Consider the following 23,445-nt stretch of genomic DNA (forward strand, 5'->3'; position numbering starts at 1 on the left):
TTTTATGGAAGGCTTACACCTGACCGCCGACTGCTTCAATTGTAAAGCAGCGCCAGAATATTTCGTCAGCCCAGAAAGCCTGCGTCTCTGCCTGAGTAACATCACCGTCGCTGCTGGCCTGACTATCGTCGGGGAAAAATTTCACCCCTTCAGCCATGAAGATGGCAGCCCGGCTGGTGTAACCGGTGCCTTGCTGCTGGCAGAATCCCATGTCGCCATCCATACCTGGCCAGAACGTCATGCGGTGACGCTGGATGTGTATGTTTGCAATTTCAACCATGATAATGGCAGCAAGGCCAGGCAGATAGTCGACGCACTAATTGCAGTCTTCAAACCTGGCAATGTCTCACGCCAGGAATTGCAAAGGGGCGAACATGGCCCGGCCATGGCCTTTGAAGCCCTGACTAAAGACAGTTTTATGGCCACCCGCATCAATCAGGTATTGGCACGCCGCAGCAGCCCCATGCAGGACATAGAGATCGCCGACACCACCGATTTTGGCAAGCTCATGCGCATAGACAGTGCCATGATGACTTCAGAAAAAGATGAATTTTTTTATCATGAATGCCTGGTACACCCTGCGGCCATGAGCCATCCAGAACCACGCACCGCCCTCATCATAGGCGGCGGTGATGGAGGTTCTTGCGAAGAATTGCTGAAACACCCCAGCATCAGCAGCATCACCCTGTGTGAAATTGATGTAGAAGTTGTCAAGATGGCGCGCCAGCACCTGGGCAGCATTCATCGCGGTGCGCTGGATGATCCAAAAATACAACACCGCTACGAAGATGGCTTTGCCTATGTCCATCACAGTACAGAACAATTCGACCTGATACTGCTGGACCTGACCGATCCAGTCAGCCCAAACGGCAGTTCACTGGCAGCCACCTGCATGACAGAAGAATTCTTCCGGTCATGTGCACGTAGACTGACAGCGCAAGGCATGCTGGTCTTGCATCTGGGCAGCCCCTATTATCACCCGCAACGCTTTGCTGAGACCTTGAAAAAACTCAGCCTGGTGTTTCCGCAATTGCATCCCTATACAGTCTTCATTCCCCTGTATGGCGCATTGTGGGGCATGGCGATTGCCAGCAAGTGCAGCAATCCATCCGCCATAGTACCGTCAACGGTAAATCTTCAGATTAAACACCGTGGTTTGCCATTGTTAAAGTATTACAATGGTGAAGTGCATCAGGCATTATTTGCTTTACCCAATTATGTTAAAGACCTGATGCCCTAATCTCTACATAGGGAAACAGGAGAAATCGTGAGTGCCGGAAAAACTAAACAATATGGCAAACGCAGAGTCAGCCACACCCTGCCGCTCATGCTGGTGACCAGTGCAGCCCTGACTGCTTGCAGTGTCAGCAGCGATAATGCTGATGCCAGCAATAGCAGCGGCAGCCAGGAGCTGACTACCATACGTGATCAATATAAAAGCCTGGAAGACTGCCGCAAAGACTGGGGCGATGGCACGGCTTGTGAAACCGTGGCCTCCAGCACTGACTTGAATGCCGCCAGCATGCCAGCCACCTCTACAGGCAATAGCTACACAGGTACAAACGGCAGCAATGGCAGTAATTACACTGGTTACTCCCACAGCTTTTTTGGCCCCTATTATTCACCAGGCTATCGTGACACCGTGCAAAGAAATTTTGGCGTGAGCAACACAGGTAGCGATCATGCCATCAGCCGCAGCACGACCAGCAGTCGCAGCGGCGTCAGCCGCGGTGGCTTTGGTGGCACAGCCCACGGTCACAGCGGGGGTGGTTAATGATACGCACTTCATTGACACCGCGCGCAGGCTGGCAACAGCAATTTGAATCTCTGGGCTTTAGCTATCATTCGATTGATGGCCTGTACTGGGATGAGCGCTATGCCTATCGTTTTACTGCCGAGCAAGTCGACACACTCGAGCAAGCCAGCCTGGACTTGCACCAGATGTCGCTGCAAGCGGTGGACCATGTGGTCAAGCAGGGCATGCAAGAAAAATTTGCCATACCCCAGGCTTTCTGGTCGCAAGTCGAAGACAGCTGGCGCGCAAAAGAATTTTCCCTGTACGGTCGTTTCGACCTGAGCTGGGATGGTACAGGTGCACCCAAGATGCTGGAATACAATGCCGACACCCCTACCGGTCTGGTCGAATCCAGTGTCGCCCAATGGTATTGGCTGCAGGATGTCTTTCCCGACGCCGACCAGTTCAACTCGCTGCATGAAAAACTTATAGAGCAGTGGAAGAAATTCCCAGGCAAAGGCCTGTTGCATTTTGCCTGCGCGGGCGGCAATGAAGAGGATGAAGGCAATCTCTCTTACTTGCGCGACACTGCCATACAGGCGAGCTTTGCCACCAAACAATGCGCCATAGAATCCCTGGGTTGGGATGAAGATGAAGGCGTATTCGTCGATGACGCAGACAGCAGGATAGATAATCTGTTCAAGCTCTACCCCTGGGAATGGCTGTGTCGCGAGGATTTCTCGAATCACTTGCTCAAGCGCCCCATGCGCATCATAGAACCGGCCTGGAAGATGATCTTGTCGAACAAGGCCATATTGCCGATATTGTGGGAACTGTTCCCGAATCACCCCAATCTCTTGCCCGCCTATTTTGATGCCTGGCGCATCAGTGGCAATCATGTGAAAAAACCTTTGTACTCACGTGAGGGCGAAAACATTTCCATCTACGCCAATGGTGAAGTGATGCATACTGGAGGTGATTACGGTGAAGAAGGCTATATCTACCAGGCGTATGCGCCGCAGCCCAAATTTGATGATGGCACCACACCCGCTTATACATCGATCGGTGCCTGGATAGTGGGCGATGAAGCTGCGGGCATAGGCATACGCGAGGATGAAACCCTGATCACAAAAAACACCAGCCGTTTCATTCCCCATTATTTTGTCGAATAGGATGCTCCATGAGTGAACAATTACTGACACACGGGCTATTTGCCTTCTTCAGTCATATTGCTGCCGCCCTGGTCTTGCTGGCGATATTTGTAGTCATCTACATCTTCATCACACCTTATCGTGAAATCGCCTTGATACGCGCAGGCAATATGGCGGCCGCCGCCAGCCTGTCTGGTGCCGTGCTGGGTTATTGCACAGCGCTGGCCTCGGCCATTGCCAATAGTATCAGCCTGATTGATATGTGCTTTTGGGGAGTGATAGCCCTGGTCATACAATTGCTGGCCTTTGGCATCGCCCGTTTGCTGATACCTGGCATCGTCTCGGACATACCAGAAAATAAAATTTCCTCTGGCATCTTCCTCGGTGCCTTGAGCCTGGGTTTGGGTATGCTCAACGCTGCCTGCATGACCTACTGAACAATAAAGTAAAGTTACCGAATATAGAGAATTTGCATGCCACGTTTTTACTGCCCTCTCCCTTTAAGTATAGGGGCCACCATAGCGCTTCCAGATGAAGTCGCCCACCATGTTTTTGTGTTGCGCCAGAATGTAGGCGATAACATCCATATTTTTAATGGCGAAGGTGGCAGCTATGTCGCCACCCTGACCCAGGTCGCCAAGAAAAATGTGACGGCGGAAGTCAAAGTATTTTTGCCAGAAGAGTGCGAATTGCCTTATTCGCTAAACCTGGTCCAGGCCCTGCCTGAAGCCTCAAAGATGGACTGGATCATAGAAAAAGCCATGGAGCTCGGTGTCAGCGCCATCCAGCCCTTGGCGGCACAACGCTGCGTAGTCAAGCTATCGGCAGAACGTGCCGAAAAAAAACAGGCACACTGGCAAGGTATCATCGTCGCCGCCGCCGAGCAGTGCGGTCGCAACCGTCTCGCCCACCTGGCACCACTGATGAATTTCAGCCAGTGGCTGGGACAGCAGGACATGCATCAGAGAATATTGCTGACGCCACGCGCAGAACAATCACTGGCGGACTGGTCACGCCACCATCCGGCACAAGCCGTCAGCCTCATGGTCGGGCCTGAAGGTGGTTATTCCGACGAAGAAGAAAACCTGGCCATCAAGCATGGCGTACTGGCACTGGGGATGGGCCCGCGCATCTTGCGTACCGAGACTGCGGGCCTGGCCGCCATCGCCATACTCAATGCCGCGTGGGGCGGCATGTAAGCACATAAATTGCTGCCCTGCCACCAGGCAAGATTTCACTAGCCGTAAAACATTGTCAAATTTCATACAGAATTCACAATTCCTGCCGATACCCGGATTTACACTTGCTGCACTTTATTAATTCAGAAAGGAAAATCATGGGCTTACTCGATAGCGCTTTAAGCATGTTGAGCAGTACGAATCAAAATGATGGTGGTAAGGCCGCACTGATGCAGGCGGTAGTGAGCATGCTGGGTGATAAACAACCAGGTGGTGTAGGCTTGCAATCCCTGATCAGCGCATTTCATCAGGCTGGTCTGGCCGACATCGTACAATCCTGGGTAAGCTCAGGACAAAACATGCCCATCTCTGCCGCACAAATCCAGCAAGCTCTGGGGGGCGGACAGCTACAGCAACTGGCGGATGCTGCCGGTATTTCGCATGAAGGTGCGGCCAGCCATCTGGCTGACTTTTTGCCTGGCATCATTGACCACCTGACACCACACGGACAAGTGCCAGAAGCGGGCAATATCAACCCGGCGGCGGTGCTGCAACAGTTTTCTTCTTTGTTTGGGAAATAAAGCGCGGTTGCTGATCACGATAAAACAGCGACGTACATAAATGGATGTCGCTGTTTTTTTAAGGTGCCAGGTAAATCTCCACCCTCTCCTTACCCCGCCCTATATTATTGCGCTTCAACCTGATCTGACCTAGTTCACCCGTACGTTTGACGTGCGTACCACCGCAGGGTACGCGGGAAAATCCGGCAATTTCCCAATAGCGTTTTTCTGTTACCTCATCTTCAAAAGCACACTGAATATCAAGATTGGCATCTATGATAGCTTGCACTTCCTTGGTGTAAGCCGGCAGCAAGGGAGCTATGCTCTCGCCCCAGACAAAGTCTATACGTGCCTTGTCCTCAGCGATATGTGCCCCGACTTTTCCTATGTCAGGAAATGATTTGTAAAATAATTCCAGCACCAGTTCAGCAGCAAAATGAAGACGCATGAGGCGGTAGCGTCTTGCCCAGTCTATGCTGACTTCTACTTCCTGCCCTACCCACAAGCCATGCCCCTCTGCCAAGGTATAGACCAAGTCCTGCCCTTCCTTACGGGCAGCTAAAACAGTGTGCCCGGCTATACTGCCCGCATCACTTTCCTGCCCACCTGAGAATGCAAAGAAAATCGTCGAGGCGAGGTAAATATCATTGCCGTCAAGCTTGCTGACCTGGGTCTTCAAGCTGGTTTGATAGGGGTCATCCCAAAACTTTTTTTTCGTCAACTTATACATCCTCTGGTCGCCAGATTTAATCCTTACAATTTCCCAGTAGCTTACGAAGTTCTTCCACAAATTGCTCAAGTTCACGCTTGCCCTGCGTGTCTCCCTTCAAGTGACTCAGACGCAATTTGACAAAATTATTATTCAATCCTGTCAAATAAGTGTAAGACGATAATACCTTGTCTCCCATATCCAATTCATAAGCACGCCACATGAATTGTGGGCCGCAGCCTTTAAAATTTGAAATAGTGCTCCCTCCCGCCAGATTGACTGCCTTGACTTGTCCGGTTGTTGCAAGCTGCTTGACTTCATTAATGACCTGGATAAAATGCTGATGAATGATGGGCGAACCAACACCAGTCGGGATTTGACTGAGTCCAGAGTTATAAATATAAATTGACCCGACAACTGGGCCACTGCCCAGATAGCGGATATTCACGCCCAGTTCTTTCTTGGGAAATTCTTTCTTTTCGCTGAAAGTCAGTGTCGCCACTTTATCGGGAAAAGTAATATTCACTGAATTTTCATGGACACTTGCCACAGCATTGCCAGCAATGCAAAAAAGTGCAAAAGAGAATAAATAGCGGTGCATGATCTGACTTCCTTAATAAAAAAATCTTGCCTGAAATGTTGATTGAATTGATTTTTTACTGGTTTGCACTGTCCTGATATACATCTGCACGACCGCAAGCATCGCATTTATTTCAGATTTCATGCATCCTTGATGCTATATCCTGCACCTTTCAAAATCGACAGGCCATCTTCTATACTGTGCGTCTGGCGCGAGGCTTTCCAGCCCGGCTCCAGTCCAGCGATTATCAGCAAACGCGCAAAGCTGGGGAGGTGTAAATTGACTTCGCCAATTCCAGATGTCAGCCAGTTACCCATCGCCGTCGCGCTGGTGTGGAAATGAATATACAGAGCCGTCGTCTTATGTGCTTCCAGAAAGGCGGTAAATTTCACATGCACAGGATAGTCAATCATCGTTGCGGTGCGTGGCAGATGCGTATCCTTTACAGTCCAGAGAAAACTGTCACCGCCTATCTTCAATCGTCTTAATTTTGATTTCGCCATACGCTTGCTGTTGGTGGCTGTTGATGGCTCATGACGCGACAGGGCAACTGCGCCGGATTGATTCATGACTCATTAAAAATTTCCAATAATGTTCATAGTCAGGCAAATCAGTCACTGCCACCCCAAGGTCCACGGCCTTGCGATAGATGATGGCGACGAAAATATCAGCCTGAGTGAATTGTGTACCAACGGCAAACTGACTGCCCAGCCATAAGCGTGACTGTAGCTTTTGCAGATTCATCAACAGCCACTTTGCTCTTAGCGGACGCATCTGCTCCCTGCTCCAGTCTGGATGGAAAAATCGCACCGTGCTACCGTTTTGCTGAGGATGTATGGATGAATTGACTGCCTCGCAAATTTCACGCACCTGTGCTCGGGCAAAGGCTGCTTGGTATTGCAAAGCTGGACTGGGGGCGATCTCTTCTATGAATTCTGCCATGGCCATGGATTCGCTTAAAGCGACTCCATCCACTTCCATCACTGGCACGCGAGCAAAGGGATTCAGCAATCTGACTTGATCGCCAACATCACCCAGCCCGACATCAATACGCTCGTAATCGACTTGTTTGTAATCGAGTATCCATAACAAGCGTTCGCAGCAGTTGGCGTCTGGCGCATGATAAAACCTGATCTTCACAATTGCCTCCAAGCATTCATTGGGTAGCATATCTTACCTCGATTTACCAAAGCAGATTATCGTGGCACCTTCAGCCTAGATTGAAAACATTTTGCATCACATGTATAAAAAAACCCGCCAGGTCTGGCGGGTTTCTCTTTTCGACTTGAACGATCTGTTCAAATGTATTTACTGGGCGATGAGCGATATATCATCCAGCAGGAAAGAAGTCGCAGTCATACTGCCTTCCACCCCAACAAAATACACACGTATGGTCTGGCCTTTATAACTGCTCAGATCAAAGCTCTTATTGACATAGGTGCTACCCTTATTCAGGTTGGAGTAAGTCGCCAATGTCGCCAATACCGTGCCGCTGCTATTTTGTATTTGCAGTTTCAGGGTATCGTAAGCCTGTGTCGTCGTGGTTTCATCCGAGCTGACCTTCAACCAGAAACTCAGGCTGGCTGAGGTTGCCGCAGCAGGAATAGTCACTTGCTGATACAAGGTATCAGTATGAGCACTGCCATAGCCATTGAGCCAGGCTTTGTAGCTGCCCGTGCGCGAGACTTCTGACCCACTATTGCTGATCACACCGGAACTGGCAGTCCATGAACTGGCACCACTCTCGAACCCACCATTGGCGATCAATTGTGTGGAAGTACTGTTATTGACAGTAAAACTCACTGCCGATGAAGTACCCACATTATTGGCGGCATCATAGGCTTTGGCCACCAGACTGTGGCTGGCATTTGACAAGGAAGTAGAATTTAAAGTCGTTGAATACGGTGAAGTCGTACTGGTCGCCTTCAATGCTCCATCAACATAAAACTCTACCTTGGTCACGCCTACATTATCTGTCGCAGTCGCTGACAAAGTAATATTACCGCTGCTGCCGCTTTCACTGGCCGAGACCGTAGGTGGGGTCGTATCACTGACAGGGTTATTGATGGTGAAGCTGACTGCCGATGAAGTACCTACATTATTGGCAGCATCATAGGCTTTGGCAACAAGGCTATGGCTGGCATTGCTTAAGCTTGTCGAATTCAAGGCTACGCTATAGGGGGTGCTGGTGGCTGTGCCTTTGAGTGCACCGTCAACATAAAACTCCACCCTGCTGACACCGACATTATCCGTTGCGTTTGCAGACAAAGTGATAGTGCCACTGTTGCCGGATTCCCCTGCGCTGACTGTAGGCGGCGTGGTATCTGCACTATTTGACTGCGTTACCCAGACAGGTGCAGACCACAGTATATTGCCATCATCCTGGGTGATTTTTGCATAATAAAAATGCTCGCCCAATGTTGGTGTAATAGTCGTGGTTGCCGTGCTGGACATTTGCGTCACCGTGCCATTGCGGCCTGGTACACCTTCGTAAATCGCTACTGTCGAAGCAGTGCGGCCACTGGTGCTGGCAAAATTGCTGACCAGGGTCAGTGCACCACTGTTGGTGAAGCGTTCACCCATGATATGGCCATTGGCAGTCAAGACAATTTGCGAATTCTTGTCCATAGTGGCAAAGATGCGGCGGGCCTTCAATGCTTCAATAAAGTTTGCCGTAGTCAGTGCGGCACCGTTGGCCAGCAGGACGCCTGTGCGATTGGTATAAGAAGCACCCCAGTTGGCACAGTGATTATCCTGGTCCGTCGTAAAGGCAACGTGGTAACCAGCTTCCAGCGCCTTGTTGCAAGCACCTTCATAACTGCTGCGGCTGGTTTCTGTCTCTGTGGTATTGGTCGAGAAGGCTGAGCTATTCAAGACTTCGCAAGCGACCATGGCCTGGTCGCCATCTGCCGTATAACCCAGGGCAGTGCCGTTAACAATGAACTGACCACTGGTGGAGGGATGATTAAACTGTCCTATCCAGCCACGCTGGCGCATCAGGGTGTACAGGCCAGCGTAATCGTTTTTCGCAGTCAGCGTATCAGCAATCAACTGGTTGCTGCTGTTGTATTCCCACCCCAGTAACTCACTGGAGTTGAAAATATTCATGTGACCGCCGTTGCTGATGACACCCCACTCCAGACCGTAAATCGCCAGAAAGCCAGCATGACCAGAATTAAAGCTGGCGGCAGCCGTCAAGCCAGATTGAAACAGGTTTTTGGCAGTGACTGGGTTGGCCGAAGCATTGGTGCCATCAGAACCATCATACATATGATTGTGTTCAGACGTCATCAGGAAATCCAGGCCCTTGTTCAAGGCATACTGATAGGCATCAGTAGGGCCATACGCAGCAGATTGCGGGTTTTGCGCACCAGTACATGAAGTCAGCTCACCACCGCCATCACTATGATTGGTTTGGCTATGCAGGTTGCCGTAATAGATGGTGTAAGGCAGTGAACCTGTGGCAGGTGCCGGTGGTGGTGCCATGCCAGCCACGGCTGGACGTGTCGCCTTAGCTGATGCAGCAGCCAACTTGCTGGCCTTGGTTGCCAAGCCTGCGAAGCCAGGCATTTTCGGTGCGGCCACATTACCTACTTGCAGCGGCCAGCTTTGCGTGATGATTTCGCTGTCATGTTTGGCCAGTGCACGCTCTACCGTTGTAGCAACTTCACCGGCCGGTGCTGCCTGTATAAGGGCTGTGTCAGTCGCCTTGGCAGTCAGCCTGACTTGATAGATGCCATCCTTCAATGCTGCACCGGTGGGACCACGCCCACTCCAGAACATTTGCGCAGTCACGGTTTTTTTGAATAGTTTTTCCGTGCCATACCAGCGATCAACTACGCGGCCATCTGCACCTAATAATTCCAGACGCCAGGTAACTGTCTGTTCCTTGCTGACATAAGGATATTCGAACTCCATCGTAAAATAACGGGACTCGGCACCCGCCTTGGCATCAGAGCGATATGGTACGTGCAGGCTGGCATCAAATTCATGATGATCCGGGATCGATGCCTGGGCGGAAGGCATGATGGCAAAACTGACTGTAAAAATAAGGCCCATTTGTAAGGCCAGCGTTTTTAGTTTGCTGGCTTTATGTAGATCTTGCATGAAAAATTTCCCCTGAATGATTATTGATATGTGTGGCTGTCCCATATACATCTTCATTCAGTTGGAATTTTCAAAACAGAGAAAAAAACCAATTTACGCCAGTGCACGTGACCGCAGCACTGTGTTCTCTCGCTTCTTGTATTCCAGCCTTGTTCAGATATCTGTAAGCAGCCATTCTTGTACATCTCTACCTATTCTTCTTACCACCATGCTGTTTGCAGCTTCCTAGAAACGAGATTTAACGACAGTTGAATTAAGCAATCGTTTGCGCAAACGATTACTAGATTAACATTCGCTTATGTCAATTTTGTTACCAAGGTTTGACTTTTTTTAACATATTTGTGAAAAAACCACTCTTGCTTATCTGTTTTGTGCATTTCCATGAGTTTTGCACCAAAATTGCTGCAAGTGCACCAAAACAGACAAGGGAATATTTTTCCATAGGGAAATTTAAATTACTTTGATGCAATATTTATCTTGAAAAGAGCGGAAATAAATGTCTGGAGAACAGGCTTTGCTGTTTCAGGCTTGCAATGTGGATTGATGTTTCTTCAACCAAGCGATTTGTTCCTCAGTATCAGGAACCGTAACACCACGGGCCTTGCTGATCATGGCCAGCGCAGCCTCAGCATCAAGCCCATGTCGCATCAATACTGTCGCTGCAAGCAATCCAGTCCGTCCTATCCCGGCACGACAATGGATCACCGTATTGCGCCCTTTGACAACATCATCATGCAATTGCATCACCAGTTTCTGCGTGGCAGAAAAAGAAGATGGCAGGCCTCTGTCCTTGATGGGGAAATGCACAAATTCGACCTGATTTTGTGTGCATAGGTTAGGTGCAGTTTGCAAACCCAAATCACGAATTTCATGCGCCTCAAGCAGAGAAACCAGCCTGTTAATACCAAACTGGGCTATTCCGCGCAACTCATCTGCTATCCACTCGCCCGCGACAGGCTTGGCCATGACAGCCAGGAAACCTAGGCCTAATTGATTAACTTTGTAAATGTCGGGGCGCATGGATAAATTTTTTAATATGGATAAGGTGCGCCTACTTTAGCGCATCTTTTAACATCAACTTCTTGATCATTCCCACTGGCGCGCTGCCATAGCTCAGGAATTGCTCATGAAATTGTTTGAGTTTGAACATGTCGCCCTGCTGCTTTTTGAGCTGCTCGCGGAATTCCAGTATCTCGCTATAACCGCTGAAATAGCTGGTCAATTGCACCGAGGTATATTGCACACGCAGCCATTTGCCATCAGATTCTGCCTTGGTCTGGAAAGCCTGGTTCGTCAAAAAGTCCTTGGCCTCTGCCTCTGTCATACCCAGCACATGTACCTGATAATCGAGGATGGTATTGCAGACGGCACGCAAATTCCATTTGTAATACATGAGCCACATCTCTGGCGTGTTGCCGCCATAGCCAGACTCCAGCATCATGCGTTCGCTATACACAGCCCAGCCTTCCACCATGGCACCATTGCCAAACAGGGTCTTGATCACTGATGGCGATTTATTGGCATGTTGCAGTTGGGTGTAATGACCAGGTATAGCTTCATGGATATTCAATATCTGCAAAACCCAGTGATTGTATTCACGCAGGGTGCTTTCAATTTGCTCGGCTGGCTGGCCATCGAAAGGAGTGACATTGTAATAGGTTTTGTCATTCGGCCTGAAAATGCCTGGCGCTTCTATTGAAGCGACGGTCACACCGCGCTGGTATTCTGGCGTTTCACGTACGACCAGGGGCTTCTTGAGGTCCAGGCTGACCAGATCGTGTTCACGTATCCATTTTTCCAGCTGCGGCAATTGCTGGCGGATTTCCGGATACAAGTCCTTCGCTGCCACATGTTTTTCTGACAGTTTATCGATGACCATGGCGATTTTCTTGACGCGATCTGCAGGCCTGGCTTGCGCACCCATGGTTTTATCCCAGAGCTGGTCGGCCAGTTTTTCCATATTATTGTGCGCTTCTTCCTTGGCTGTCAGGGCGCGCTGATAAGTCTGCTCCGCAGTCAGCGAAGACTGGATATCTGCCGTGAATTTCCCCTCATATAAGTCCTTGCCTATGCGGAATGAACGCGCAGTTGCAGGGTCAAATTTCTTTTCCAGGTTTTCCAGGAACTGTACATAGTCACCGACAGCAGCACGGGCGTTTTTTAAACCTTCGTCCAGGGCTGTCTTGTCTTTCGCTGTCAGTTTTTCCTGGCTGGCAGTTTTTTCCAGCTCTGCCAATACAGAAATGGCACCGGCACTTTGCTTGATCGCCAGGCGGGTATGCTCAGGCGTGGGATTTTTTATGCTAGCTTTGGCCGCAGCATAATAGGCAGGCACGGCTTGCAAACGCTGGATGGCGACCAATACCCGTTTGCCTTTTGGCGCAAAGTCAGTATTAAGAATGGCATCAAAACTGCCCGCAATATTGTGTTGCGACGGGTTCCATTCAAATTCACGGAACTGTGTCAGATACCAACGAGTGCCATTCAGGTAATTGCGTATCAGTGCCAGGTCGGTCTGTTCTTTCGCCGACAATTTTTCTGCATCCAGCTTGCCTGTCTGTGCCAGCCAGTTGTCAACAAATGCGATATAAGCATCACGGCTTGCCTGATCTGGCAAAACCAGCTTATTGGCATCTTCGTACCGGCCTGCCGACATCGCCGTATCCGGGTCTTGCTGCCACAATGCCTTCAAGAAAGCTGTCTTGACCAGGGCAAAGCTCTGGTCTGCTTGTTTGCTGATCGTCACTGGAGCAGCAAGGCTGACAGGCCCGGCAAGAACAAAAGAAGAAAGTATGCTGGCAATCAATACTGGGCGGAAAAGTTGGGGCATGACGAGTCTCGCAGGCTTAATATATTAAGAGGCAAGAGGTTAACATAAGTTAGTGATGACTACATGTATTTTTGTTTAATGAGCAGCAAAGAAAATTATCACAAGTGCAAGATCAATAAAGGCCCTGGCCTTAAACCTCATGTGCCAGCTTTTATTTGTTACACTCCAGCCTTGGCAAGGCGAGACAGCCCTGCCCCGACTACCAACAAAGAAAACATGAACAAGCCCTTCCCGGAATTGCACTGGACAGAAAACGATGAAGCACGCTCATGCCGCTGGCATTCCGAAAGTGGTGCACCAGCACCCAAGCGCGTGCAAATTGCCGATGACCGCATGAATGTGGAAACTGCCTACAAGCTGGCTTGCGAAGGCACAGCCCTGCTATGGCGCGGCGACTATCACAATGCCAAGCAGCTATTGCAGGCGCTGGCACGTCGCATCGATAAAAAACCGGCCAAGGCCAGCAAAAAAGCCAAAGTACCTGAATCTGCCAAAGAAGCATTCAACTTGCACCGTCAGGCGCAATCGCAAAGAGCACGCGTGCTGGCCATGGTCTTGATCCCCTTTGAAGCCGACTACCGTATCACCCTGCGCCGTGCGCCGGATGTCACGCTAGCTTGCAAGGAAGTCTATGGTGAGCCCAGCACTGCCTTTGTGGCTTCTCTGCGTGAATTGCTTGGCCTGATAGGCGCGCATGAATGGCGCAAGAATGGTGTGGAAATCGCCGCGCTGGGTGCAAAAATCCATCCTTACTACGGTGTGTTCTCCCCCGTCCGTGGTGAATACATAGACTTGCTGGCGAAAGCCGCGCTGCCATCAACGACACTGGCTTTTGATATAGGCGTCGGTACTGGTGTACTGTCTGCCATGCTGGCTAAACGTGGTATCAAGAAGATCGTCGCGACCGACCAGGACCAACGTGCGCTTGCCTGCGCCCGTGAAAACATAGACAGACTGGGTCTGGCTGCGCAAATTGAATTGGTACAGGCAGACCTGTTCCCGCCTGGCCGCGCCCCCCTGATAGTCTGTAACCCGCCATGGTTGCCAGCACGCCCTAATTCGCCGATAGAATATGCCGTATATGACCCCGACAGCCGCATGTTGCGCGGCTTTTTGGCTAGTGTGGCAGAGCATCTGGAGCCGCAGGGCGAAGCCTGGCTGGTCATGTCTGACTTTGCCGAGCACCTGGGTCTGCGTGGCACCACGGAATTACAGGATTGGATAGCTGCCGGTGGTCTGACAGTCGCAGGCAAGACAGAGATCAAACCGCGCCACCCAAAATCCACCGATGAAAATGACCCCTTGCATGCAGCGCGCGTCAAAGAAGTTACTTCATTGTGGCGTTTAAAATTAAAATAGCAGCTATGATTTGTGGTCAGTAGCTATCAAAACACTGACCACATGAATTGATTAATTGTTTAGAAAATTAGCATCATGATCAACAAACCCGCCCGCATCCTGACCTTTAAATGTAAAAATTGCAGCAAATCCGTCCAGGTATTCCTGCAAAAAGTTTCTGCCTGTTCCCACATCCAGCCTTATCAGGGCATTTGCAACTGCGGTGAAATCATGAAACATGCGACTGGCAACAAGGAAGCTGTGCAGTCTTATCTAAGCTCCAACGATGTTTTGTGGTCACATCATCATTGATTCATACGCCAAATGCTGAGAAATGGAATGATTTCACGAATTAATCCCTTGTGAAATTTGCATTTCTACCTCAGATCAAGTCTATAGCCAGAGGAAAACATTTATAATCCAAGGCTTTGCAGCAGTTTTCTGGAAACAATGAAGGTATTTCGCGGACTCCCAAATGCAGCCTCCCGTGCCCCCTGTGCGCTGGCGATAGGCAATTTTGATGGCGTGCATCTGGGCCACCAGACTTTGCTTGCCCGCTTGCGGGATGCTGCAACTCGTCTGGGCATAGAAGCTGCCGTCATGACATTTGAACCACATCCGCGTGCTTTCTTTGCCCAGATGATGGGGGACTTGTCGAAAGCACCAACACGTATCGCCAATTTGCGCGACAACATGGCTTCACTGGAGGGCGCTGGCGTTGACCGTGTCATCGTTGAACATTTCAATGCCCACTTTGCTGCGCTGTCACCACAAGATTTCATAGAAAAAGTGCTGGTCGATGGCCTGCATGTGAAATGGGTCATGGTGGGTGAAGATTTTCGCTTTGGTGCCAAACGCGCTGGCGACATCGCTACTCTGACTGAAGCGGGCCAGCGTTTTGGCTTTAGCGTTGAAACCCTGCCTTCAGTACAAAACAAGGGCGTGCGCATTTCTTCATCGGCAGTTCGCCTGGCTTTGGCCAATGGTGATTTTGACGAGGCAGAAGCCTTGCTCGGCCACCCTTACCGCATTTCAGGCCATGTGGTGCACGGCCAAAAGCTGGGTCGCACCATAGGCTTTCCTACACTCAACCTGCGTATCGCACATCACCGCCCTGCCCTGAATGGTATCTTTATCGTACAAGTACATGGTCTGGCTGACCAGCCTTTGCCTGCGGTGGCCAGCCTGGGTGTGCGCCCTACCGTCGATGACAGTGGCCGCGTATTGCTGGAAACCCATGTATTTGATTACAGCGGACATGCATATGGCAAAGTCGTGCAGATAGAATTTCTTAAGAAGCTGCGCGACGAAGAAAAATACATAGACCTGCCTACCCTGACTGCGGCCATCAACAAGGACGCTGAACAGGCACGTGCCTATTTTGCTGATAGTCACCGTCCCGCACGCTCTGCCACTGACCGAATTTGAAGCTCACACATCGTTTTAATTCCTTGTAGTTTGTTGTGACTTCATCCCGATTTTAAAAATAGAAAACTCATCATGTCTGAAAACAAAGCGGCGAAAACTGCCAGTAAATACCCGGTCAACATGACCGAAACTGCATTCCCCATGCGTGGCGATCTGGCCAAACGCGAACCCAAGTGGGTCAAGGAATGGCAAGACAAGAAAATCTATGAACGTGTGCGCAAGGCATCTGCCGGTCGCCCGAAATTCATCCTGCATGACGGCCCACCCTATGCCAATGGTGATATCCATCTGGGACATGCCGTCAACAAGATCTTGAAGGACATGATCGTCAAAGCCCGCACCATGGCTGGCTTTGATGCGCCGTATGTGCCAGGCTGGGATTGCCATGGCATGCCTATCGAAATCCAGGTAGAAAAACTGTTTGGCAAAAACCTGCCAGTGGCAGAGGTGCACGCCAAGGCACGCGTGTATGCGAATGAACAGATAGAAAAACAAAAAGCTGGCTTCATCCGTCTGGGTGTTTTGGGTGAATGGGACAATCCCTACAAAACCATGGCGTTTGGTAATGAAGCAGATGAATTGCGTGCGCTCGGCAAATTGCTGGAAAAAGGCTATGTCTATCGCGGCCTGAAACCGGTCAACTGGTGTTTTGATTGCGGCTCTGCCCTGGCAGAAGCCGAAGTCGAATATGAAAACAAGCGCGATCCATCTATCGATGTTGGCTTCCCGTTTGCCGAACATGACAAGCTGGCAGCAGCTTTCAAACTGGACAAGCTACCACTGGACAAAGGTTACTGCGTCATCTGGACCACAACGCCATGGACCATCCCGTCCAACCAGGCGCTGAACATGCACCCTGAAATCACCTACGCCCTGGTCAAGACCCAGCGTGAAGGTGAAGACATCCTGTTGATCCTGGCAAAAGACCTGGTTGAAGCCAGCCTGACCAACTACGGCCTGACGGGCGAAGTCATCGCCACTTGCCTGGGTGCGGATTTGTCTGAAATCAAATTCAAGCATCCCTTGTCAGCACTGGATGCGGGCTATGACCGTTTTTCTCCGGTCTATCTGGGTGAATACGTCAGTACAGAAACCGGTACCGGCGTGGTCCACTCTGCGCCAGCTTACGGTATCGAAGATTTCCAGTCATGCAAGGCGCATGGCATGAAGGATGATGACATCATCGCCCCAGTGATGGGTGATGGCAAGTTTGCATCCAGCCTGCCTTTCTTTGCTGGCATGACAATCTGGGAAGCATCCAAACCTATCTGCGACAAGCTGCGTGAAGCTGGCACCCTGTTCTCGTTCAAGATGTTCGAGCATAGCTATATGCATTGCTGGCGTCATAAGACACCTATCATCTATCGCGCCACTTCACAGTGGTTTGCCAGTATGGACAATACGCCTAAAGCGGGCGGCGACAGTTTGCGCCAGACAGCATTGAAAGCTATCGATGACACGGCCTTTTTCCCGGCATGGGGCAAGGCACGTTTGCATGGCATGATCGCCAACCGTCCTGACTGGACCTTGTCACGTCAGCGTCAATGGGGCGTGCCTATGGCTTTCTTCCTGCATAAGGAAACTGGCCAATTGCATCCACGCACACCAGAATTGCTGGAACAGATCGCCAAACGTATAGAGCAAGAAGGCATAGAAGCCTGGCAAAAAATCGAAGTCACTGATTTGCTCGGCGATGAAGCTGCCATGTATGTGAAGAACCGCGATACGCTGGACGTGTGGTTTGATTCTGGCGTGACGCATCAGACTGTCTTGCGAGGTTCGCATAAAGAGCAGTCGACTTTCCCGGCAGACCTGTATCTGGAAGGTTCTGACCAGCATCGCGGCTGGTTCCATTCTTCGCTGTTGACAGCGTCCATGCTGGATGGCCGTGCGCCTTACAAGGCTTTGCTGACTCACGGCTTCACCGTCGATGGCGAAGGCAAGAAAATGTCCAAGTCTTTGGGCAATACCCTGGCGCCGCAAAAGATATCTGACACCCTGGGTGCAGACATCCTGCGTCTGTGGGTAGCTTCGTCTGATTACTCTGGTGAGCTGTCTATCTCTGACGAAATCCTGAAACGTGTGACGGAAGCTTATCGCCGCATCCGCAATACCCTGCGCTTCCTGCTGGCCAACACCTCTGATTTTGATGCAGCGAAAGATGCTGTTGCGATCAATGAATTGCTGGAGATAGACCGCTATGCCATCGCCAATATGGCAGCATTGCAAAAAGATATCCTGGCGCATTTTGATGCATTTGAATTCCACCCTGTGGTCAGCAAATTGCAGTCATTCTGCTCAGAAGATCTGGGTGGTTTCTACCTCGATATCCTGAAAGACCGCTTGTATACCAGCGGTGCGACTTCGCATGCGCGCCGCTCCGCACAAACGGCGATCTGGCATATCACGCAATCGCTGTTGCGCCTGATGGCGCCGATGCTGTCTTTCACTGCTGAAGAAGCATGGCAATTCTTTGCCGCTGCCGATGCCTACAAAGACAGCGATGAAACCATCTTCACGCAAACTTATTACAGCTTGCCAGAAATCGCTGACGCAGAAGCCTTGCTGACCAAGTATGCCGCCCTGCGTGCAGTGCGCACGGACGTGACCAAGCAACTCGAAGAAGTACGTGTGGCTGGTGGCATAGGCTCATCCCTGCAGGCAGAAGTGACGATCAAGGCCAGCGGCAGCAAGTTTGATGTATTGAAGAGCTTTGCCGACGACTTGAAATTCACTCTGATCACTTCAGCAGCAGGTGTGGAACAAGTTGCCAGCGAAGCAGAAGAAGCGGTAGTTGTCACACCATCCAAATACGAAAAATGCGAGCGTTGCTGGCATTATCGCGCGGACGTGGGCAGTAATGCAGAGCACGCTGGACTGTGCGGCCGCTGCGTCAGCAATTTGTTTGGTAGTGGCGAAGCACGTCGCTTTGCCTGATTTTTGATCCGGTGAGGCTCTGTATTGAGCCTCACGTTTGAGCTTCACTCGTCCCGTCTAAATAACATTTCTCCACCATGGCAACCAAAAAACGCAGCACCGCTTCTGGCCGCCCATCAGGCTCTTTGGCATCTAGCTCAGCTACGGTACTCTGGCTGGGATTTGCCGCCATAGTCATTTTGCTGGACCAGGTCAGCAAGATCACTATAAGCAAAGCCTTTACTTATGGCGAAACCCTGAGCATCACTTCATTTTTCAACCTGACTCTGGCGTATAACAAGGGGGCAGCTTTCAGTTTCCTGGCAGCAGAAACAGGCTGGCAGCGCTATCTCTTTACTGCCATAGGCCTGCTCGCCGCAGCTTATATCACTTATCTGCTAGCAAGCCATGCAGGTCAAAAACTGTTTTGCACTGCCTTGTCTTTGATCATGGGCGGCGCTCTCGGCAATGTCATTGACAGAGTCATGTATGGCCATGTCATCGATTTCCTGGATTTTCACTACCAGGAAATTTATCACTTCCCGGCTTTCAACGTCGCTGACAGCGCAATTTGTCTGGGTGCGGCATTATTCATCCTGGATGAATTACGTCGTGTCAAAAAATAAGGAATAGCACCATGAGTCTGCGACTGGCTGGTAAAAAGATTGTTCTGGGCCTCACTGGTGGCGTGGCCTGCTACAAGATTGCAGAACTGACACGGGCACTGGGTAAGGCCGGAGCTAACGTGCAGGTGGCGATGACAGAATCGGCCACCCATTTCATCACGCCAGTGACCATGCAAGCCCTGTCTGGCAATACGGTCTACACAGATCAATGGGATGCGCGCATCAATAACAATATGCCGCATATAGACCTGACACGCGATGCCGACGCCATCGTCATTGCCCCATGCAGTACAGACTTTATTTTCAAACTGGCGCATGGTGCCTGCAATGATTTGTTGTCTACTTTGTGTATCGCCCGTCCAGCCAGCCTGCCTCTGCTGATAGCACCTGCCATGAATGTGGAAATGTGGCAAAACCCTGCCACCCAGCGTAATGTGCAACAAATCAGGACTGATGGGATACAGATCATGGGCCCTGCTGCTGGCGACCAGGCTTGTGGCGAAACCGGCATGGGCCGCATGCTGGAACCTGATCAATTGCTGGCAGAAATCACTGCCGCCTTCCAGGCCAAGACCCTGGCCGGTAAACATGTATTAATTACCGCTGGCCCTACTTTTGAACCGATAGACCCTGTGCGGGGCATTACCAATCTGTCCTCAGGTAAGATGGGGTATGCAATAGCCCAGGCAGCCTGGGAAGCAGGTGCCATCGTCACCCTGATTTCTGGTCCGACTGCGCTTGACGCACCCTATGGCGTACGTCGCATCAATGTGCAAACCGCCCAACAAATGCATGATGCTGTCATGGCGCAATTGAAGCAGCAAAAACAGGAAGTGTTTGTCGCCGTGGCGGCCGTTGCCGACTGGCGCGTCGCCAATGCCAGTCAGCAGAAGCTGAAGAAAACTGGTGACAATGACATGCCGCAACTGCAATTTGCGCAAAATCCAGACATCCTGGCCTCCGTAGCAGCCATGCCAAATGCGCCTTACTGTGTGGGCTTTGCTGCCGAGTCAGAGAATCTTTTGCAATACGGTTCTGCGAAACGCCAAAAGAAAAACGTCCCGCTACTGGTAGGCAATATAGGCCATCACACCTTTGGCAAGGATGAGAATGAATTGGTACTGTTTGACGTGCATGGCCACACCATCTTGCCACGCGCCGACAAGCAAACCCTGGCCCTGCAACTAATCGCCGAAATCGCCTTGCGCACCAGCCTGATGTAAATCTTCCATTCATGCTCAAAGAGCCTTTCTCTTTGAGCATTATTTATTTGTTCGATATCATGAAAAAAATAGACCTCAAAATCCTCGACAGCCGCATGAAGGACTTCCTGCCATCGTATGGCACACCCGGTAGCGCTGGCCTCGACCTGCGCGCCTGCATAGACACAGCCATCACCATACAGGCGGGCCAGACAGTGCTTATCCCTACCGGTTTGGCGATTCACATCGCCGACCCAGGCTATGCCGCCATGATCTTGCCCCGCAGCGGCATGGGCCATAAAAACGGTATTGTGCTGGGCAACCTGGTTGGCTTGATCGACTCTGACTACCAGGGTCAACTCATGGTATCGACCTGGAACCGCGGCCAGGCAGAATTCACCCTGCAGCCTATGGACAGACTGGCACAAATGATCATCGTGCCGGTGTTACAGGTGGGCTTTAATATTGTCGATGAGTTTGGGCAGAGTGAGCGTGGTGAGGGTGGGTTTGGGAGTACTGGCAAGCACTAAGAAATTTTGCCGGGTTAGTAAGTGCATCATTCTTCAACTTGCGGCATTCATAGCTTCGTCGCTCCAGCCTGCACTGGAGCGACGATACAAGGTTGGCAGTCATTCAAGCGAAACACACATCCAGCCAGCTAGTGCAGCCGTTGTCTCGACTTAAGCAAAAGTAGCCAACGCCGCCACCAATTTAGCCTTCAATTCCTCATTCTTCAATTCCTGTTTTTCCACATCAAAATTATCGTAGAAAGTCGGAATCGACAAACTGGCTTTCAGGTCAGCGCCAAAGAATGGCGCTGAGCCTGTCGCAGCAGTCAATACACTGGCACCGCCACGCGCGCCAGGAGAAGTCGACAGCATAACCACGGGCTTGCCCTGGAAAACCTTGCCATTGGCGCGCGAGCACCAGTCAAACAGGTTTTTATAGGCGGCACTGTAAGAGCCATTGTGTTCGGCGAAAGAAATGAGGATGGCATCGCTGGCAGCGATCTTGTCCAGAAATGCCAGGGCCAGTGCAGGCTTGCCCAGATCAGCTTCTTTATCTACGCTGAACAAAGGCAATTCATAATCATTCAAATCCAGCACCTCCACTTCTGCACCTGCAACCAGTTTGGCAGCATATGTGACCAATTGCTTGTTGACAGATTTTTTGCTGCTGCTGGCAGCGAAAGCGAGTAATTTCATAAACATATCCTTGATAAAAAATCGGATTCGGATTTTGTACAAACAATCCACTTGCGATATTGTAAATCAGGATAGACACTCTTCCTTGCTACATTAACCAGTTAAACCGGATAAAACCTGAATCAGTAATCTGGATTAAAATGCTGACTAAACTACATCACCTGGAAAATGATGGCTGGCATACATGCAGTGACCTTGCCATATGCCGTCCTGTCCTCTGTCAGGAATGACACCAACATCGTAGAAAATTTTCATAGAAAAATCATCATGAGTCTCATCAGCCTGACCATACCTGCACGCAGTAAAGACCTGGGCGGTTTTACTGTCGGGCGCATCCTGCCATTTGCCAAACGCCATTTGGTTGGCCCTTTCATCTTTCTTGATCATATGGGGCCAGCACAGTTCGAAGCCGGGCAAGGCATGGATGTGCGCCCTCACCCCCATATAGGGCTGGCAACTGTTACCTATCTGTTTGAAGGGGGCATGTATCATCGCGACAGCCTCGGTTCACAGCAGGAGATACTGGCTGGCGATGTCAACTGGATGACCGCCGGGCGTGGCATCACCCATTCAGAACGCAATAGTCCTGAACAAAGGGCGCAAACACGTACCACCCATGGCTTGCAAAGCTGGGTAGCCTTGCCCAAGGAGTTTGAAGAAGTTGAACCAGAATTTCATCATCATGCTGCCGACAGCCTGCCAGCATTTGCCATCCATAATGTGGCGCTGAAATTGATCGCAGGTTCTGCTTACGGTCATACCGCACCCGTCAAGATTTTTAGTCCGCTGTTTTATGTGGAAGCAAAAATGCCTGCTGGCACACAATTGCAAGTGCCGGAAGAATATGCAGAGCGTGCCCTGTACCTGATCTCAGGCCAAGTACGTGTAGGTGATGAAGCCATCGCAGAACGCACCATGCCAGTCTTTGCTGAAGGTGCAGATGTCATCATTACTGCCACCAGCGATGCTCACCTGGTTTTGCTTGGTGGCGCGAGTTTGCCTGAACAACGCTATATCTACTGGAATTTTGTCTCCACTTCCGAAGCCCGCATAGAACAAGCCAAAAGCGACTGGAAAAACGGGCGCTTTGCCAAGGTCCCGGGCGACGACGAATTCATCCCATTACCAGAATAGGAAAATCTCTATGTCAGACCAAATCATCTCTGCCCACGTTACAGAAACAGGCGAAAACGCCTTTGCCGTGGACATCAATGTTTCCGGCCATGTAATCAAAGGTGATGAGCCACTGGATGCCGGCGGCGGCAACCTCGGCCCTGCCCCTTTTGATTTATTGACGGCAGCCCTGGGCGAATGTACGGCCATGACAGTGCGCTGGTATGCCAACCAGCATCAATGGCCATTGGACAAGGTTGAAGTTAACTTGACGCATCACAAGGAAGGTGTACAGGACATCTTCAAGAAACAAGTCATACTGTATGGTGAGGGCTTAACTGAAGAACAACGCACAAGGTTAATTGCCATCGCGGCAAAATGCCCGGTGCACAAAACCATCACCAGTTCACCCATCATAGAAACCAGCGCAGGCTGACAAAGCAAAAACCCGGTCCAATTCAATCTGATCCGGGCTTTTTGTTCTTGCCACTATTTTTTCAATTTGCGGCTGCGTCCTGCTGATTCGCGCAAAATGGTGTAACTCCAGTCATCACTATGTGCACCTACAGAGACGCGGAACATATCACCATCCCCTTTCATGCGCTTGCCTAAGGCTACATGCTTTTTGCTGACATCGCTGCGTTCATAGACATCAACCTCGACTTCATTTCCTTCCAGGGCGGCCTGGGATAGAACTGCGTCTATGGTCTTGGTTGTGTATTCCAGTACATATGTGGGAAGTGTCAGGCCTGCCATACTTGTCTCCA

Annotated in this window: 24 protein-coding genes; 15 read left to right on the forward strand and 9 right to left on the reverse strand. The window is 50.6% G+C overall.

What is annotated here, in order from left to right:
* The first annotated feature begins 4 nt into the window (after nt 1–4).
* The 6 genes from speE (at nt 5) to ACO0LC_RS11620 (ending at nt 4,645) form a co-directional block, all read left to right on the forward strand.
* Nucleotides 5–1,240, forward strand: coding sequence for a polyamine aminopropyltransferase (gene speE, locus ACO0LC_RS11595; protein WP_423003130.1), 1,236 nt, complete (start codon nt 5–7; stop codon nt 1,238–1,240).
* 27 nt (nt 1,241–1,267) lie between these two features.
* Nucleotides 1,268–1,774, forward strand: a complete 507-nt coding sequence (locus ACO0LC_RS11600; RefSeq protein ID WP_423003132.1) for a hypothetical protein — start codon at nt 1,268–1,270, stop codon at nt 1,772–1,774.
* Entirely contained in the window at nt 1,774–2,907 is a 1,134-nt protein-coding gene (locus tag ACO0LC_RS11605; protein ID WP_423003134.1) for a glutathionylspermidine synthase family protein, read from the forward strand. The genes ACO0LC_RS11600 and ACO0LC_RS11605 overlap by 1 nt, the downstream gene beginning before the upstream one ends.
* An 8-nt stretch (nt 2,908–2,915) precedes the next feature.
* Complete coding sequence (locus tag ACO0LC_RS11610; protein WP_423003136.1) at nt 2,916–3,323, forward strand: DUF350 domain-containing protein; 408 nt, start codon at nt 2,916–2,918, stop codon at nt 3,321–3,323.
* Nucleotides 3,324–3,359: 36 nt separating this feature from the next.
* Nucleotides 3,360–4,085, forward strand: coding sequence for a 16S rRNA (uracil(1498)-N(3))-methyltransferase (locus ACO0LC_RS11615; protein ID WP_423003138.1), 726 nt, complete (start codon nt 3,360–3,362; stop codon nt 4,083–4,085).
* A gap of 137 nt (nt 4,086–4,222) precedes the next feature.
* A complete protein-coding gene (locus ACO0LC_RS11620) occupies nt 4,223–4,645 on the forward strand; it encodes a YidB family protein (RefSeq protein ID WP_423003140.1) in 423 nt (140 codons plus the stop codon).
* Nucleotides 4,646–4,703: 58 nt separating this feature from the next.
* Here ACO0LC_RS11620 and ACO0LC_RS11625 read toward each other — a convergent pair whose 3' ends face one another.
* The 7 genes from ACO0LC_RS11625 to ACO0LC_RS11655 all read right to left on the reverse strand — a co-directional run bounded on the left by ACO0LC_RS11625 (nt 4,704) and on the right by ACO0LC_RS11655 (nt 12,850).
* The gene (locus tag ACO0LC_RS11625; RefSeq protein WP_423003142.1) at nt 4,704–5,345 is read right to left on the reverse strand and encodes an alanyl-tRNA editing protein; all 642 of its coding nucleotides are present in this window, start codon (nt 5,343–5,345) and stop codon (nt 4,704–4,706) included.
* A 25-nt stretch (nt 5,346–5,370) separates the two neighbouring features.
* A complete protein-coding gene (locus ACO0LC_RS11630) occupies nt 5,371–5,934 on the reverse strand; it encodes a hypothetical protein (RefSeq protein WP_423003144.1) in 564 nt (187 codons plus the stop codon).
* 119 nt (nt 5,935–6,053) lie between these two features.
* On the reverse strand, nt 6,054–6,482 hold the full coding sequence (locus tag ACO0LC_RS11635; protein ID WP_423003146.1) for a hypothetical protein: 429 nt from the start codon (nt 6,480–6,482) through the stop codon (nt 6,054–6,056).
* Nucleotides 6,445–7,053: a glutathione S-transferase family protein gene (locus ACO0LC_RS11640; protein WP_423003148.1), complete on the reverse strand. Its 609-nt coding sequence runs from the start codon at nt 7,051–7,053 to the stop codon at nt 6,445–6,447. The genes ACO0LC_RS11635 and ACO0LC_RS11640 overlap by 38 nt, the downstream gene beginning before the upstream one ends.
* Nucleotides 7,054–7,221: 168 nt before the next feature.
* Complete coding sequence (locus ACO0LC_RS11645; RefSeq protein WP_423003150.1) at nt 7,222–10,020, reverse strand: Ig-like domain-containing protein; 2,799 nt, start codon at nt 10,018–10,020, stop codon at nt 7,222–7,224.
* 522 nt (nt 10,021–10,542) lie between these two features.
* On the reverse strand, nt 10,543–11,040 hold the full coding sequence (locus ACO0LC_RS11650) for a protein-tyrosine phosphatase family protein (protein ID WP_423003152.1): 498 nt from the start codon (nt 11,038–11,040) through the stop codon (nt 10,543–10,545).
* Nucleotides 11,041–11,071: 31 nt separating this feature from the next.
* Nucleotides 11,072–12,850 carry a DUF885 domain-containing protein gene (locus ACO0LC_RS11655; RefSeq protein ID WP_423003154.1) on the reverse strand — a complete coding sequence of 593 codons (1,779 nt, stop codon included), beginning with the start codon at nt 12,848–12,850 and terminating at the stop codon, nt 11,072–11,074.
* A gap of 216 nt (nt 12,851–13,066) precedes the next feature.
* On the opposite strand from ACO0LC_RS11655, the gene ACO0LC_RS11660 reads away from it, so the two are divergent.
* The 7 genes from ACO0LC_RS11660 to dut all read left to right on the forward strand — a co-directional run bounded on the left by ACO0LC_RS11660 (nt 13,067) and on the right by dut (nt 20,890).
* Complete coding sequence (locus tag ACO0LC_RS11660; RefSeq protein WP_423003156.1) at nt 13,067–14,209, forward strand: methyltransferase; 1,143 nt, start codon at nt 13,067–13,069, stop codon at nt 14,207–14,209.
* 75 nt (nt 14,210–14,284) lie between these two features.
* Nucleotides 14,285–14,500 (forward strand): hypothetical protein, encoded by a 216-nt coding sequence (locus tag ACO0LC_RS11665; protein WP_110257360.1) that lies wholly within the window; start codon nt 14,285–14,287, stop codon nt 14,498–14,500.
* A gap of 138 nt (nt 14,501–14,638) precedes the next feature.
* Complete coding sequence (locus ACO0LC_RS11670) at nt 14,639–15,616, forward strand: bifunctional riboflavin kinase/FAD synthetase (protein ID WP_423003158.1); 978 nt, start codon at nt 14,639–14,641, stop codon at nt 15,614–15,616.
* A gap of 72 nt (nt 15,617–15,688) precedes the next feature.
* Nucleotides 15,689–18,553, forward strand: coding sequence for an isoleucine--tRNA ligase (gene ileS / locus ACO0LC_RS11675; RefSeq protein ID WP_423003160.1), 2,865 nt, complete (start codon nt 15,689–15,691; stop codon nt 18,551–18,553).
* 77 nt (nt 18,554–18,630) lie between these two features.
* Nucleotides 18,631–19,158 (forward strand): signal peptidase II, encoded by a 528-nt coding sequence (lspA, locus tag ACO0LC_RS11680; RefSeq protein ID WP_423003162.1) that lies wholly within the window; start codon nt 18,631–18,633, stop codon nt 19,156–19,158.
* 17 nt (nt 19,159–19,175) lie between these two features.
* Nucleotides 19,176–20,381 carry a bifunctional phosphopantothenoylcysteine decarboxylase/phosphopantothenate--cysteine ligase CoaBC gene (gene coaBC / locus ACO0LC_RS11685; RefSeq protein ID WP_423003602.1) on the forward strand — a complete coding sequence of 402 codons (1,206 nt, stop codon included), beginning with the start codon at nt 19,176–19,178 and terminating at the stop codon, nt 20,379–20,381.
* Between the two features lie 59 nt (nt 20,382–20,440).
* Nucleotides 20,441–20,890, forward strand: a complete 450-nt coding sequence (gene dut, locus ACO0LC_RS11690; RefSeq protein WP_423003164.1) for a dUTP diphosphatase — start codon at nt 20,441–20,443, stop codon at nt 20,888–20,890.
* Nucleotides 20,891–21,040: 150 nt separating this feature from the next.
* On the opposite strand, the gene ACO0LC_RS11695 is transcribed toward dut, so the two are convergent.
* The gene (locus tag ACO0LC_RS11695; protein ID WP_423003166.1) at nt 21,041–21,565 is read right to left on the reverse strand and encodes an NADPH-dependent FMN reductase; all 525 of its coding nucleotides are present in this window, start codon (nt 21,563–21,565) and stop codon (nt 21,041–21,043) included.
* Between the two features lie 267 nt (nt 21,566–21,832).
* Here ACO0LC_RS11695 and ACO0LC_RS11700 point away from each other — a divergent pair, with 267 nt between their 5' ends.
* Nucleotides 21,833–22,699 (forward strand): pirin family protein, encoded by an 867-nt coding sequence (locus ACO0LC_RS11700; RefSeq protein ID WP_423003604.1) that lies wholly within the window; start codon nt 21,833–21,835, stop codon nt 22,697–22,699.
* A 10-nt stretch (nt 22,700–22,709) separates the two neighbouring features.
* Nucleotides 22,710–23,114: an OsmC family protein gene (locus ACO0LC_RS11705; RefSeq protein ID WP_423003168.1), complete on the forward strand. Its 405-nt coding sequence runs from the start codon at nt 22,710–22,712 to the stop codon at nt 23,112–23,114.
* Between the two features lie 53 nt (nt 23,115–23,167).
* On the opposite strand, the gene ACO0LC_RS11710 is transcribed toward ACO0LC_RS11705, so the two are convergent.
* Complete coding sequence (locus tag ACO0LC_RS11710) at nt 23,168–23,434, reverse strand: hypothetical protein (RefSeq protein ID WP_423003170.1); 267 nt, start codon at nt 23,432–23,434, stop codon at nt 23,168–23,170.
* Between the last annotated feature and the right edge of the window lie 11 nt (nt 23,435–23,445).

Origin of the sequence: Undibacterium sp. JH2W (genome assembly GCF_049340425.1) — a bacterium.
Classification (GTDB): Bacteria; Pseudomonadota; Gammaproteobacteria; order Burkholderiales; family Burkholderiaceae_D; genus Undibacterium.

Excerpts from the sequence above, each read along its gene's own strand:
- ACO0LC_RS11665 (WP_110257360.1), top strand. The coding sequence starts at position 14,285 with ATGATCAACAAACCCGCCCGCATCCTGACCTTTAAATGTAAAAATTGC.
- dut (WP_423003164.1), top strand. The coding sequence starts at position 20,441 with ATGAAAAAAATAGACCTCAAAATCCTCGACAGCCGCATGAAGGACTTC.
- ACO0LC_RS11710 (WP_423003170.1), bottom strand. The coding sequence starts at position 23,434 with ATGGCAGGCCTGACACTTCCCACATATGTACTGGAATACACAACCAAG.
- ACO0LC_RS11655 (WP_423003154.1), bottom strand. The coding sequence starts at position 12,850 with ATGCCCCAACTTTTCCGCCCAGTATTGATTGCCAGCATACTTTCTTCT.
- ACO0LC_RS11660 (WP_423003156.1), top strand. The coding sequence starts at position 13,067 with ATGAACAAGCCCTTCCCGGAATTGCACTGGACAGAAAACGATGAAGCA.
- ACO0LC_RS11650 (WP_423003152.1), bottom strand. The coding sequence starts at position 11,040 with ATGCGCCCCGACATTTACAAAGTTAATCAATTAGGCCTAGGTTTCCTG.
- ACO0LC_RS11635 (WP_423003146.1), bottom strand. The coding sequence starts at position 6,482 with ATGAATCAATCCGGCGCAGTTGCCCTGTCGCGTCATGAGCCATCAACA.
- ACO0LC_RS11670 (WP_423003158.1), top strand. The coding sequence starts at position 14,639 with ATGAAGGTATTTCGCGGACTCCCAAATGCAGCCTCCCGTGCCCCCTGT.
- ACO0LC_RS11605 (WP_423003134.1), top strand. The coding sequence starts at position 1,774 with ATGATACGCACTTCATTGACACCGCGCGCAGGCTGGCAACAGCAATTT.
- lspA (WP_423003162.1), top strand. The coding sequence starts at position 18,631 with ATGGCAACCAAAAAACGCAGCACCGCTTCTGGCCGCCCATCAGGCTCT.
- ACO0LC_RS11630 (WP_423003144.1), bottom strand. The coding sequence starts at position 5,934 with ATGCACCGCTATTTATTCTCTTTTGCACTTTTTTGCATTGCTGGCAAT.
- speE (WP_423003130.1), top strand. The coding sequence starts at position 5 with ATGGAAGGCTTACACCTGACCGCCGACTGCTTCAATTGTAAAGCAGCG.
- ACO0LC_RS11615 (WP_423003138.1), top strand. The coding sequence starts at position 3,360 with ATGCCACGTTTTTACTGCCCTCTCCCTTTAAGTATAGGGGCCACCATA.
- ACO0LC_RS11645 (WP_423003150.1), bottom strand. The coding sequence starts at position 10,020 with ATGCAAGATCTACATAAAGCCAGCAAACTAAAAACGCTGGCCTTACAA.
- ACO0LC_RS11620 (WP_423003140.1), top strand. The coding sequence starts at position 4,223 with ATGGGCTTACTCGATAGCGCTTTAAGCATGTTGAGCAGTACGAATCAA.
- ACO0LC_RS11705 (WP_423003168.1), top strand. The coding sequence starts at position 22,710 with ATGTCAGACCAAATCATCTCTGCCCACGTTACAGAAACAGGCGAAAAC.
- ileS (WP_423003160.1), top strand. The coding sequence starts at position 15,689 with ATGTCTGAAAACAAAGCGGCGAAAACTGCCAGTAAATACCCGGTCAAC.
- ACO0LC_RS11610 (WP_423003136.1), top strand. The coding sequence starts at position 2,916 with ATGAGTGAACAATTACTGACACACGGGCTATTTGCCTTCTTCAGTCAT.
- ACO0LC_RS11700 (WP_423003604.1), top strand. The coding sequence starts at position 21,833 with ATGAGTCTCATCAGCCTGACCATACCTGCACGCAGTAAAGACCTGGGC.
- ACO0LC_RS11695 (WP_423003166.1), bottom strand. The coding sequence starts at position 21,565 with ATGAAATTACTCGCTTTCGCTGCCAGCAGCAGCAAAAAATCTGTCAAC.